The following is a 15068-nucleotide window of genomic DNA, read 5'->3' on the forward strand; positions in this document are numbered from 1 at the left end:
TTTCTCCTTTTGTATTATTGGGCAGATTGAGCAGATGCAATAATCCGTTTAATACAGCTGACATACATCTCTGATAATGATTCTATTGTTGATTTTTCGTGTACATTTGTGCTGTATTGCCAGTTCAACATAATTTGGCTGTTATAGACCCAGCTTCTAACATCGAGTTCATAATATCTTTGTGCCTTTGGACTACGCACTGATCCACGGGATTCAGTAGCATGTTCCCACAAAGAAGGTTTTGCCTCTCCCTTGCGCCCTGCACTTCCAATCAATGGACCATCATAGTCAAAAGAAACTTGTGGTGTGGGGATTTGAGACAAAGCTTCTTTCACAACTTGATCTTTACAGAGCGATTTCATCACGGCATAGTTAAAGCCGTATTGACGACTCGTCTCGAGCCGTTCTTTCGTCGATAATAATATTTTTTCAATCGACTCATCACTATCTATTTCAAACTTTGTTGGGAAAGAAGTGGTAAACCATCCCATCGTACGGGACAAGTCTATATCTTTACTTATGTCTTCCCGTCCATGAATTCCTTGATCAATGAGCACACTGCCTTCGCCATTCCACTTGACAAGGGTCATTGCCATAGCGGTGAGCAAAACATCTCCTACGTGCATCTGATATGCTGCTCTCACCTCTTCAAACAAGGATTCTGTATCTTCAACACTTAACGCAAAATAAAATTCAGCTAAGGATACCTCGATATTATTGCCATCCTCGCAGTCCCTTGGCAGATCACGATTTGCTGTTTTCTGTTCTTCTACCCAGTGCTTCATCTCCTCGAAAAGTTCTGGTGATTGGGCATAGGCTGTCAATTTCTTTGCCCACTCCTGATAAGCAGTCGTTTTAGCAGGCAGACGCGGAACCAATCCTTTTTCCAAATCCATATAAGCCGTCTGAATATCTTCCATCAGGAAAACCCAAGACATATGATCAATCACCAGATGGTGTACGACGATGAAGACACGTTGTCCGCGAACACCCAAATCAAACAACACCACTTTGATTAAAGGTCCCTCTGTTAAGTTCAACTCAGATTGATAATTGGACACTGCTTGCTCTAGTGCGGATTTCTGCCGCTCTTCAGCTACATCTGAAAAATCCATATATTCAAATGTGTTATGGTCTTTGCGTTGTTCTTGGAATTGTATCCACCCCTCTTCTGTCTGGCGATAGCGATAGCGCAAGCGCAACACATCATGATACAAGACGATATGCTGAACCGCGGCTTGCAGTAAATTAGGTTCAACCGATCGAACCGTTTTTAGCACGATAGCCGTATTCCAGTGATGCGCTTCGACAAATTCTTGTTCAAAGAACCATTGCTGCATATGAGTCATTGGCTCATGGAATTCCCAAGTATAACTTCGTACTCCCGTCTGCTCCTGTGTACTAGCAACCTGCTTTTCTCCTATCTTAGCACTGGAACAATCATGGATTATGGAGCGTAGAGCTTCCATAAAACCTTGAGCAAGCTGTTCAATTGTGGCACGATGATGAAGATTGTCACTATACTCCCAATTAAAACGTAAGCAACCGTCGATTACAGCCCCATTAATATCGACAAGGTAGTTACGCTGGTCTCGTGCACTCCGCAACGAGCCCATTGATTCAGGAGCAGCTTCAAACATAGATTCTACCGATGAAACTTCATTAAACTGACCCAGATAATTAAAGCTGACCTCTGGTTTTGCTAATGCAGCAAACTGTTCTCTCACATGATTTTGTGAATGCAAATAACGAAGCAGGCCATAGCTAAATCCACGCTGCGGAATCTTCTTTAATTGCTCTTGAATTTGTGACATAACAGAAGTAAGTGAACAATCTAGTTCTAATATAACTGGAAATTCTGAAGTAAACCAGCCAACGGTTCTACTAACATCCAGATCATCAAATAGATCTTCCCGTCCATGTCCTTCTAAATTAAGAAACAGAGAAGATTCCCCTGTCCATTGGCTAAATATCTTCAGCAGTGCAGTTAATAAAACATCATTTATCTGAACATTGTAGAAAGCGGGAACTTGCTGGAGCAAGGACTTGGTTTCCTCTGCTGTTAGTCCTTCCGAAATAATTTGAGAAGAACCTACCGTATTGTCTCCTTCTTTCTTATCAATCGGTAGAGCAGAAACGTCTCTTTGCGCTAAATTAAGCCAGAAAGGAATATCCTCTGCTATGTTTTGTGATTGAGCATAATCCACCAATCGCTCTGCCCACATTTTGTAAGATGTAGTCTTGACGGATAACGGAGGGGCCTCTTTACGGCGCAGAGATTGATAGACCGTTTGGAAATCATCCAAAAGAATGCGCCAAGAAACGCCATCCACGACCAAGTGATGGATGATAAATAGCAATCGCTCAGGTTCATCCTCACCTAAATCAAATAATACAACACGTAGGAGTGGTCCATTCCATATATCCAGGCTTGCCTGATACTTCTCAGCCAACTTAGTTATCGTGACAACCTGCTCTTTTTTAGCCATTTCTGCTAGATTTATCCTTTCAAAAGGAAGGGAATCATAAGAATCTTGAAATAATTGCTGCACTCCCGTAGCTGTTTGTTCAAAGCGAACACGAAGGGCATCATGATGTTCGAATATTCGTTTTAGCGCTTCTTGCAACACATCAATTTTTACGCGTTCACGTAGTTGCAAAAACGTCGCCTGATTCCAATGATGGGCATCCAGATACTCCTGCTCAAAGAACCACTCTTGAACAGAGGTTAATGGTGCCACCCCGCTGACAGCGCCTTGCTCAGCTTGCAGCGTTTTGGCTTCGCTTACCATACTTGATAGCTCTTCAATTGTCTGATGTTCTAAGAGATGGGTAGGACGGATAAATATTCCCTGCTGCTTACTTTTGTACGCCATTTGAATACTTAAAATTGAATCTCCACCTAATTCAAAGAAATTACTTCTGACCCCAATCTTTTCTAGATTAAGGACCTCCGCCCAAATATCTGCCAACACTTGTTCGACATGGTTTCGCGGAGCAACGTAAGTGTCACTAGACGCTGCCTCAATGAAATTTGGAGCAGGCAATGCTTTATAATCCAGTTTTCCATTGGGGGTCAGCGGCATGGCATCCAGCCACACAAAGATATGAGGTACCATATATTCTGGAAGGCATTGTTTTAAAAAGCCCTTTAACTCCGCTTCTTGAAGCCTGATCCCCTGCTCACATACGACATAAGAGACAATCTGTTTATTATCACCCACACCGTCTCGAACCATGGTTGCTACGTCTTTGACACGCGGGAACTGTCTTAATACCGCATCAATTTCTCCGAGTTCAATGCGATATCCGCGAATTTTCACTTGATAATCGACACGACCGATGTATTCTAGATTTCCATCACTCAAATATCGTCCTAGATCCCCTGTTTTGTATAATCTTGCTTGGGGGTCATCTACAAAGGGATTTTGCAAAAATGCCGCGTTTGTTTTTTCGGGATCATTCAAATATCCACGGCCAACTCCTATCCCGCCCACATAAATCTCCCCTGTAACACCGATAGGCACGGGATTTAAGTGAAAATCGAGCACATAAACTTGCAGATTTGGAATCACTTTCCCAATGGGGATATTGACGGTATTTTCAGGCGGGCTCTCATGGATTGGATACATCGTAACATCATCTGAGCACTCAGATGGACCATAAGCATTCATTAATGGGATATCAGCATAATGCTCAAACCACTTGCGCGCTAAATCAGGAGGGAATGCTTCCCCAGTCACACTTAAACACTTGAGTTTTGACAACTTTGGCTTCAGAAAATGCTCATTCTCTATCCCATGAAGAAACGCACGTAATAAAGACGGTACGATTTGCATAATATGAACCCCTTGGACATCCGCCTGCTGAAATAATTTTTCAGGATCGCGAGCCACGTCATAATTAAAAATGTGTACTTTTCCTCCGACCAATAAGGCAGCGAGAAACTGCCATACGGAAATATCAAAACATTGTGATGCAGTTTGTGCAACGATATCTTCGTTGATCAAATCAAAATCCTGGATCATCAAAAACAGATGGTTAATCATTCCCAGTTGTTCAATCATAACCCCTTTTGGTTCACCAGTAGACCCTGACGTAAAGAGAACATAGGACAAATGCTTTTCTCCAGTCACAACAGGCAGGTTCTTTTCATTCTGCTCCCTTGCAAGTAAATCCTCTGCCACAAAGAATTGAGGAGGTTTATCCGTAGACATGCCCTCTAACACTTCTTCCATCTTCTCTGCAAATTCTGAAGTCACTACTATGGTGCGAGTGGCACTTTTTTGAATAACCTTGCGCATTCGCTCCACAGGATAGTTAGGGTCAACAGGAAGATAGGCCCCGCCCGCTTTAAAAATGGCAATCATCGTGGCAACGAACCACACACCACGTTCAGCGAGCAAGGGAACCACGGAATCAGGACCTACATTCTGTTTCACCAATCCTCTAGCCATTCGGTTGGCTTTTGCATTCAATTCACGATACGTCCATGCTTCTTCTTCAAAGCACACAGCAATCTGGTCAGGGGTCTTTGCCACCTGTGCTTCAAATAATTCTTGAAAACTCTTATCCAATGGAAAATCAGCTTTACATTGATTCCATTCCACTAAGACTTGCTGACGTTCTGCTTCGGTTAAGAGGTCTACTTCTGCCACCGATGCTTGATTATACTCTACCAAAGTGTGCAAAGCATTTAGGAAATGCTGAGTAAACCTTTCAATGGTATCTGGAGCAAACAAACTAGAATTGTAGACGAGTTCTCCTCCGAAAGCTTCCCCTTGATTTTCAAAAGTAAGGGTAATATCATTTTTTAAATCAGGAATTTCGCCGTGTATCTCCGAATAGGCTAAGATGATATCAAATACAGGACAACTGTTCAATTGTTTCTTGATTCCTACATCCCTAATGACATGCTCAAAGGGATACGATTGATGCCTATATGCTTCCAATAAAGTTGCCCGAATCTGTTTGATCAGCTGACGCATTGTCGTTTGATCATCTATCTTATCAATAACCGAGACAAGGTTTGGTTTTGTCTCGGTATCTTCTCCTGTTTTACGACTAGGACTCCCTACAATAATAGAAGGGTTTCCTGTATACTTGTACAGGCAAGTTTTTAATGACGTCATCAGTAAAACATAGATTAGAAAAGGAGAATCCTTCGCTAATTTACGTACTTTACTGGACAACGCAGTTGGGATGTTGATCGTCTCAACATATCGCTTATCTACGTATTGAGCGGGACGAGAATAATCCAGTATTAGATTGGTACTTGGAACATCTCCAGAAAGCTTGTCGGCCCAGTAATCCCGTTCTGCTTTCAGCTGTTTATCAAAAAGTAACACCATAGGAACAGAACTCCTTTCATGCTGAAATAATCTTAGAATTAATCGAAATCAAAATCATCCAATTCATCATTAGCTATTTGCTCCCCTGCAGGGACAGAGACTGCTGTCTTCTCCATTTTGATATCTAGCAACTGAGTTTCAGGGTGCTGTAAAATATATTCGATCAGTGTAAAAAAGCGTTTCATGAGCAGCTCTATTGTTGGCTCATCAAAAAGTGGAGTACTATACTCCATGATACCAAGGATTTCCTCATCTCCCTCTGCCAAAGTCATACATAAATCGAACTTTGCCATCTCTGTGTTGGTATTTATAAATTGCATATCAAGACCCAACAGCTCTACATCTTTAGTCAATGATTTGTGATTATGATAATCAAACATCACTTGTACCAAGGGAGAATAACTAGAAGAACGTGGCACCTTCAGCGCATCTAAGAGTTTGAAGAATGGCAGCTGTTGGTGGGAAAACGCTTCAAGTGTTGTCTGACGAACATTCTTTAAGAAATCACGGAACCTCGGATTCCCAGATAAATCAGAACGTAAAGCCAGCGTATTGATAAACAATCCAATCAATCCTTCCGTCTCTACCTGTCGCCCCGCTACGGGCGAAGCTACCACAATATCCTCTTGGCCGGAATAACGATAGAGCAGTGTTTTCCAAGCTGCCAAAAGGATCATAAACAAGGTAGCCTCTTCTTGCTTACTAAACTTCCTAAGCTTTTCAGTCAATTCCGCTTCAAGTTTAAAGGAATAGCTCGCCCCTTGGAAATTCTGTACTGTTGGACGTTCATAATCTAGCGGAAGATCTAGCAAAAGTGGAGCTTGATCAAGCTTGGCTTGCCAATAGTTTAATAGCTTCTCTAATGGTTTTCCCTGTAAATATTTTCGTTGCCAATTGGCAAAATCATAGTACTGGATAGGAAGAGCAGCTAAAGCAGCTTCTTCCCCTTTCACTAAGGTGTTATAAAGAGTAACAAGCTCACGGATGAAGACATGAATCGACCATCCATCTGATACAATATGGTGCATCGTCACCAACAACACATGTTCATCATCATCAAGCACCAGCAGACTTGCACGGAATATCGGTCCCTCTGCAAGATTGAAAGGAATCTTCGATTCTACGTCAATCCGCTTTTGAACTTCTGCTTCCTGGTCTTCTGGGTAGAAGCCTTGCAAATGTTGAATGGTTAAAATCGAATCGGTTACAGACTGAACTTCTACCGAAGGCATACCATTGACTACAGGAAATGTGCTTCGTAGTGTATCGTGACGTTTGACAACTTCGCATAGACTTTTTTGTAACACTTCCTGATTGAGCTCCCCTTTTAATCGGATCGCCAACGGAACATTATAAAGCGCACTCCCTTCTTCCAACTGGTCTAAAAACCATAAACTCTGTTGGGCAAAGGAGAGAGAAGCTTCTTCATCATCTTTCATCGGGATGATTTCATTAAGGTCTGTTGCCGAAGCTAACTCTTGTTGTGCTACAGAAACTGTTAGCTCTAGAGAATCAATATACTTGGATAATTCTCGTAAGGTAGAGTATTCATACACATCCTCAAAGGCGATCTCCACACCAAAGCTTTTCTTGATACGTCCCATCACACGCGAGCCATTTAAGGAATTTCCTCCTAGTTCAAAGAAATTATCTTCCACACTGATTTCATCTAGTTTTAATACTTCTCCCCACAAACGAGCCAAAGCTTCTTCCGTAGCTGATACATTCTCGCCTGTCACCCGGCAGTGATATGCATCTTTCACAGTTGTTTTGGCAGGACCTATACTCTTCTCAAATGGGCGAGGGTCTTCTACCCAACAACGAATTTTTTCAAATGGGTAGGTTGGAACCTCGACACGTTGAAGCTGAGCAGATTGATAATATTTATCCCAGTTAATTTTCAGCCCTTGAGCGTACATGGCAGAAAGCGTCCGTGACAAAGAGAATGACGTTTTTGAAGTAAAGGATGAAAATACACTTAAATGCGCTAGTTGAGCCGTCAACTTGTTCATTTCTCTTGACAAAATACCTTGTGCACCGACTTCTAGATAGAGCAAGTACCCTGCTTTACTTAGTTTAGATGCTAACAATCGGAGCTTATCTGCTCCTAAAGGCTTTACGGCGCCCAGTTCTACAGCACCTTGGATCCCATCTGACAGTGAAATTTCTTTTGAAATCACTTTTGCCACGAGATTCCCCACGCCATTACCGATAATTTTGTTGGATGAAATCCCGTGCGAACGCCAAAGTTGATATAGGGAATACTGGTATATTAATTTCTTTACATTGTAGTGATCGGCCTGCTCACCAGCGACCTTCAAGCACTCGGTATATATTTTTTTAAAAAGCGGGTAATGACTCAACAAGAAGTCGATTTGATTTTGCTCAGCCTTTACATCATGTGAAAACATAAAGACTACCTTGCTTTCCTTGGTCATGCGAAACTCATCAGGTGATTTGAAATCGCGTTCTAAAGATTGAATCAACTCCTGCTTATAAGCCGCTGTCACTGCATAGCGATACATATGGTCATCGCGTCCCCGGTTAAGGACATATGCAATATCTGTAAGCCGTGAAGTCTCACCTTGGAGATATTCTAATAAATTCACGCCATACCGATGCAGACTAGCAGCAGATTTTGCAGAAAGCGTTATCAGATGATCCTCTTGTTTTTGCTCTTCCTCTCTGACTAGCAGGGGACCTTCTTCTAAGACAAGGTGTACATTGGTACCACTTAGACCAAACGAGCTGACACCTGCCCGTCTAGTTCTCCCTTGAACTTCCCAATCTTTCAAATCTGTATTGACATATACCGCTGTATTTTCAAAGTCAATATGCGGATTGGGTGTATGAAAGTTTAGTGATGGGAAAATCTTTTTATTTTTCAAGGAGAGCACGACTTTAATAAAACTAGCAATTCCCGCTGCGCCAGCAAGGTGACCAATATTCGTTTTAAGAGAGCCGATAGCACAGAATTTTCGTTTCTCGGTATAACGTTTAAAGGCATCTGTAAGCCCTTTAATTTCAATAGGGTCCCCAATTTGCGTACCTGTACCATGGGATTCAATATAAGAGACAGTTTCTGGTTCGATCCCCGCCAACTCCCAGGCTCTGGTGATTACTTCAGTTTGCGCGCCTGAGCTTGGAGCTGTAATTCCTGTGGAACGCCCGCCATCTTGGTTTGCGGCTCCACCTTTGATGACAGCGTGTATTGAATCGCCATCCTTAATCGCTTTTTCAAGCGATTTGAGAATAATGATCCCACCTCCTTCTCCACCTACAATGCCATTTGCAGACGAATCAAACGTCTTACACTTTCCGTCCGGAGACTCCACGCCAAACACTTCATCACCTTGATCTTTAAGCGGAAAATCGAGATTCAGATTTATACCGCCTACAATCGCACATTCTGCTTCACCCATCAGCAATTTATTATAGCCCTCATAAATTGCTAATAAGGAGGAAGAACAAGCCGTATCAATCACCATAGCAGGACTATGTAAATCAAAAAAGTGTGAGATTCTTCCAGCAATCACGGAATGAAGATTCCCAGGAACACCTGTAGGATCAAATTCTGTAATTAATTGATAATAAGAAGGCTTGGGAGCCCCAGGTGCTCCCAAAATGACTGCCGTTCTGCTACCCTTGAATTCTCGTAAACTATACCCGGCGTTTTCAATCGCACTAGATACCAATTGTAAAAGCAAGCGCTGATGAGGATCCATATTTTGGGCTTCACTTCTTGAAAAATGAAAGAATTGGTAGTCAAATTCATCGATTCGATCAAGATACCCACCAATTTGATAATCTATAGACGGATCAATAGAAGAGTTTTCTTTTCTTTCAACCGATAACTCTTTGACGCTATCGATACCATTGCTCAAGTTATAATAAAACTCATCTAGGTTTTTTGCGTCTGGAAATATGCCGCTGAGTCCTATAACGGCAATATCGCGATTTGACATCATGATTCCCCCTTAGTCCGACAAGCTGACTGTATTTACTATAATTCGAAGTTTTCAATTTCGTTTTCCTCAGCTTCCCCTTGCCCTTCTTGTTTATCAATAAATTCACTAAGCGAAGCAATGGTATTGTGTTCAAATAAATCAACCAACTTTATATTTGGATACTTCTCTTGTAGTAACGCTAGCGCATTTACACTCTTTAAAGAATTTCCACCAATTTCAAAGAACTTATCATGAATGCTGATTTCTGCCGTTCCTAAGACCTTATACCAAATCTCGGCAACCCACTTTTGCGTCGGTGTTTCTGGAGCAATAATTGGACGAGCGGATTGACTGGCAGGGTCAGGAAGGGCTTGGCGATTAATCTTTCCGTTGGCTGTCAGCGGAAATTTATTTAAAAAGACAAAAGCAGAAGGGACAAAATATTCAGGTAAAATGGATTGCAATCGCTCGGACAGCTCTTCTTGAGATGGCACTTCACTTGATGAAGCAAGTAGATAAGCAACCAAATACTTGTCTCCTCCGTGGTCGTCACGAGCTAGGACAAGGGCTTCTTTAATGCTTGGATGTTGTTCTAGTGCGTGCTGTATTTCTCCTAACTCAACACGGTAGCCACGAATTTTGACTTGGTCATCCACCCGTCCAAGGAATTCAAGATTACCATCTGGAAGATATCGTACAATATCCCCTGTACGATACAGAGTCTGTTCATTATCAAAAGGATTCTCAATAAAACGATCCGCTGTAAGCTCTGGGTGGTTTAGATAGCCTCTGGTTACACTTTCCCCACCAATGTAGAGCTCTCCAGCCGCGCCAATCGGGACAAGCTGACATTGACTATTCATAATATACACTTTTGTATTGGCAATCGGTTTTCCAATTGGTACCGTTGCTGCTACAGTTTTTTCCTTCCGTTCATGCAACCCATAGGTCGTTACACCAATTGTCGCTTCTGTTGGCCCGTAGTGATTTATGATGCGACAATCAGGGGCTAGGTCTTGGATTCTGCTCACTAAATCCCAAGAAAGAGCTTCCCCTCCAAGCACCAGCAGACGCTTCGGTAAAAGATTTGCTGATTGCGGCGCAGACAGCAGGGTAGATAGATGAGACGGGACAATTTTCAAACAATCAATAGTATGATATTCACAGTAATCGGCGAGCTGTTTTGGATCTAATAGACGCTCTTGGGAAATAATATGCAAGCGGCCTCCTGTACACAAAGAGGTATAAATAACCGTATTCCCCAAATCTGCTGCAAGTGTAGATACGGTGGCATAACTTGCAGCAGAGCCAATCTCAAATCGATCGTACATCCCATTGAGATAGTTTAGGAGCTGCCCGTGTTCTACGACGACTCCTTTCGGTTTTCCAGTCGAACCAGAGGTATAAATCGTATAGGCTGCGTTATCAATCGTAACAGAACGATTCGGGTTATCCTTGCTTTCTGTAGAGAGTTTATCACCATCACTATCCAGACGAATTACGTTTTTTTCTGTTGCTGGCAAATCAGACATTAATGCTTTTTGAGTCAAATAAATTGAGATATCAGCATCTTGTAAGATAAATTGTTTGCGTTCTGCTGGTAATGCGGGATCAATCGGTACATACGCCCCACCAGCCTTCAACACACCTAGCAGCGCAACAATCATATCTAAAGAACGTGCCATACAAATGCCAACCTTGACCTCTGCTTCTACTCCTTGTTGGACAAGAGCGTGAGCTAGCTGATTGGCACGCTCATTTAATTCGCGGTAGGTCAGTTGTTGTTCCTCAAAGATTACTGCTATCTCATCAGGCGTGCGCTCTACTTGCTGTTCAAATAATATGTGGAAGCATTCAGAAGCAAAAGGAGAAGAAGCAGGGTTGGTAGCGCTTCCTGTTAACAGGTGCTGTTTCATCTCTTTGCTCAAAATATCTAAATCTGTAATTAACGTCTCAGGCTGCTCCACAGCATGCTTAACAAGTTGAATATAAGATTGGAGTAATTCGCGTACGTATTCTTCTTCCCAATATGGATTCGTATAATAAATATCAAGTGAAAGTGATTCTTCTAATTTGGTACAAGACATCTTTAGATCAAAGTAATCCACTAAGCTTGTCAGCTTTTCGAGCTCAAAGTGAGGACTTTCAGAAGAAAGCATCCCTACAGCTTCACTATACTCAAATCCACTGGAGAAATATATGTCGTTACTTTGAACTAGTCCATATGAGAAGTATTCCTGCCATTCATACGCATTGTACTGCGCTTCAGCAAGTTCTTGTAAAACTTCATCCATACGCGTGTTAGCAATGTAAGTATAGCGAACAGGCGCGGTGCCAGCTAATAAGCCTATGGTTTTTTCCATTTCTTCGTACTTTCTGCCATCAAACACATAACCAGTAGTGATTTCGCTTTGCCCTGTCAGATGCCACATGAATAGGTGCCAACTCGCAAACAAAAGGTCTTCTAATGAGAGTTCCCACTTTTCTGCGACTTCCTCAAATTGAATAGATAGGTCAGATGAAAGCATGATACTTTCAATATTAGGCATCTTAGGAGAAAGTTCGGATAAATCATTCCACGGGAGTTTTAATTGCATCGCTTGTTCCCATTCCTGGTTTTCCCAAAAAGCGATTCCTCCCTCTTCATCTTCCTCATAGATATCGTTTTTCCACTCGGAAAATTGAATGTATTGCAACGGCTCCTCTTCTTCAAAATCAACCGGCGACATATAAGCTTCCTGAATCTCTGCTACGAGATTATGAAGACTTACCGTATCAGCGCATAGCGCTGAAATCGTCATCAACAGTACGTTGTGCTGTTCTGTAAGTGAGATCAACGTGAGCCTAAATAATGGTCCGTTTTCCAAATCAAACGGTTTAAGCTGCTCCTTCTCATATAATACTTGGATTTTCTTCGTATTATCTGTTTCTGCTTCTACTTGCAAATCTACCTGTTTCCATTCTGGTACCATTTCCTCATGCACGATTTGTAGCGGTAATTCCATTCCTTGTAATTGCTTAAAGGTTGTGCGCAGTGCTTCATGCTTTTGTACGACTTGTTGAACCGCATGTTCTAATTTGGTAAAATTCAATTCCCCCGTTAGCGATAGGGAACACTGAGAGTAAAACGACGGACCATTCACTCCTAAAATCCATAAGCGTTCTTGTTGTGGAGACAATCGAAAGCCTTTAATACATACATCTTTCATATTCGCTCATCCTTTTAATCATAATTTTATAATCGAATAGTCCTCGTCTGCCTATTTTCGGTACGGATCAGCCATGGCAACTACGACTTTACGTTGACCGACAAATGGATTTCTCCCATGGGCAATCAACATATTATCCAACATGAGTACATCGCCTTCCTCCCAAGGGAAAACGATAAGTGCTTGACGATATGCTTCACGAATCATTTCAAGGACTTCGTTTTCAATCGGGCTGCCATCACCATAGTATGCATTGCGTGGTAACTCCTCTTCGCTTACTACGGACAACAGAGATTCACGAGTTTCTTTTGGCAAGCTCGATACATGGAAAAGATGAGCTTGGTTAAACCACAGCATTTCCCCTGTGACAGGGTGCTTTTCTACAGCTTGACATACTTGTTTCGTTCTCAAGCGGCCATTTTCCAACCATTCAAATTCAATGTTGGCATCGCGACAGTATTGTTCGACCTCGCCAGGATCATCGGTTTGAAAGGCATTTTGCCAAGTAAGATCTAACCCGGCACCAAAATTACGAACATACATCACTTTTTTCTCCATAAACTTCTCTTTGATTTTTTCATCTAAAATCTCAAATACTTTGCGATTATCAGCAAGCGGAGTCTCACCTTGTTCATCTGCCGGCTTCACACAGTAAAACCATATTTTTTGTGGCCAGTTAGAGCTATACGACATCTCACTATGCATCTGTATAAATTGATCTGCTGGATACTCTGTAGAAGTATAAACCTTACCACTGACCTCTGAACGCGGCGTTGAGCGTTCATGATAATTAAGAAGATTAGGTGTGATCACTTTTGTAAACTGTTCAAATTCGTCAGTAGATCCCGTTTGAAAGCCACGAAAAAGAATTCCACCATGTTCAACCAACTTTTTGTTCATCTCTTCTTCATTACCAACTACCCACTTCGTAAGATTAATATGCTGAGAATTTGGCTGCATCACGAGCGGTATTTTGATAGATGGGTCCAAAAAGCTGGAGGTCACTAATTGTCCATTAGAGATCGTTACTGCTTTGGGCTTGTTCTTCAAAAAATTCTTTTTCTTGATTCCTTCTTTTTTCTTTATTTTCATCGCTCTCTCCTTCTTCCCTTCTTCTGTAATCATAGGTAAAGCACCGATTGGCTGTTCCGGGTTGCTTATAATACTCTGAAGCAATGTGATAAGGTGATTCAGCATGCGCTGAATCGTTTCATCGTTAAATAATTCTGTACTATATTCAATTCTCCCGCCCACACCTTTTGGCGATTCTGTTACATCTAGCATTAGGTCAAACTTGGCTGTTCCTGTATCTGTTTGTAAAAATTCTATGTCAAGCCCTGGCAATTCCAAATCCATACCTGGTATATTTTGGTAAATAAATTTAACTTGACACAAAGGGGCAAACCCAGGGTTACGCTCCAATTGCAACGCATCTACGATCATCTCAAAAGGAATTTCTTGATTGTCATAGGCTTGCAGAGCTGTTTTCCGTACTCGTCTAAGCACTTCACGGAAATGAAGATTCCCTGACAAATTTGTACGCATTGCCAAGGTATTGACAAAGAATCCAATTAAGTTTTCTGTTTCTAGGTTGCGTCCTGCTGCCGGTGAACCTACAACGATATCTTCCTGTCCTGTGTAACGGTATAACAAGGTTTTCCAAACTGCTAAAAGAGTCATATAAACGGTAGCATCCTCTTTGCGACTTAAAGTACGAATCTCCTCTATCAACTTTTCTGGCAGTGTAAAGTATAGACGTTTTCCTTGGAATGTCTGTACTTTAGGACGCGGACGATTCATAGGCAATGGGATGACAGATGGCACACCTTTTAACTTTTTCTCCCAATAGGATAGTTGTGATTGGATATGTTCACTCTCTAATCTCTCATGCTGCCATGCGGCATAATCCGCATACTGAATCAACAATTCTTTTGGCTGCACGTTTTCCTCTAGTGAGTATTTCGTGTAAAACTGTTGTAACTCTTGAAGAAAGACCATCATTGACCAGGCATCAAACACAATATGATGAACCGCTAAAGACAATACATGTTCTTCTTGGTCTAACTTTAGTAATGTCGTACGAATCAAAGGACCCTGTGCTAAGTGAAAAGGCCGCTTCCCATCTTCCATCAGTAGACTCTGTACTGCGCGCTCACCATCTTCTGGCGACAGATACGACAAATCCTTTACAGGCAATGGATTGTGAAACGGAGGGGAAATCTCCTGCACAGGATTCCCCTTATCATTTTTAAAAGTCGTGCGTAATGCTTCGTGGCGCAGGATAATTTTGTTAAAGCTGCGCTCCATAGCGCTCACATTTAACGCTCCTTTTAGGCGGATCGCGATTGTAATGTTATAAGCAGCACTACTTGAGTCCAATTGATCAGCAAACCATAATGCCCGTTGTGCAAACGACATGGGGTTATGATGTGCCCCTGACCGTTTTGGGATTTTACGTTCGGTACGTCCCGCATTCTCCCTTTTCTTTTTCAATTTTAATTCCAGCAAAGCACGTTGCTTTGGACTAAGCGAAGACAGTCTTTTTTTTATATTACTCATCA

At 41.9% G+C, this 15068-nt stretch carries 4 protein-coding genes; all 4 read right to left on the minus strand.

Annotated features, from left to right (window positions below; all coding sequences use genetic code 11):
• Nucleotides 1-14: 14 nt before the first annotated feature.
• Genes H6481_RS18365 through H6481_RS18380 form a run of 4 tightly spaced genes read right to left on the minus strand, consistent with a single transcriptional unit; the run spans nucleotide 15 to nucleotide 15066 of the window.
• The gene (locus H6481_RS18365; protein ID WP_182812657.1) at nucleotides 15-5351 is read right to left on the minus strand and encodes a non-ribosomal peptide synthetase; all 5337 of its coding nucleotides are present in this window, start codon (nucleotides 5349-5351) and stop codon (nucleotides 15-17) included.
• A 38-nt stretch (nucleotides 5352-5389) separates the two neighbouring features.
• Complete coding sequence (locus H6481_RS18370; RefSeq protein ID WP_182812661.1) at nucleotides 5390-9316, minus strand: condensation domain-containing protein; 3927 nt, start codon at nucleotides 9314-9316, stop codon at nucleotides 5390-5392.
• Nucleotides 9317-9354: 38 nt separating this feature from the next.
• A complete protein-coding gene (locus tag H6481_RS18375) occupies nucleotides 9355-12507 on the minus strand; it encodes a non-ribosomal peptide synthetase (RefSeq protein WP_182812663.1) in 3153 nt (1050 codons plus the stop codon).
• Between the two features lie 51 nt (nucleotides 12508-12558).
• The gene (locus H6481_RS18380; protein ID WP_182812665.1) at nucleotides 12559-15066 is read right to left on the minus strand and encodes a condensation domain-containing protein; all 2508 of its coding nucleotides are present in this window, start codon (nucleotides 15064-15066) and stop codon (nucleotides 12559-12561) included.
• Between the last annotated feature and the right edge of the window lie 2 nt (nucleotides 15067-15068).

The organism is Bacillus sp. ME78 (assembly GCF_903970865.1).
In the GTDB taxonomy this organism is placed as follows: Bacteria; Bacillota; Bacilli; order Bacillales; family Bacillaceae_G; genus Bacillus_A; species Bacillus_A cereus.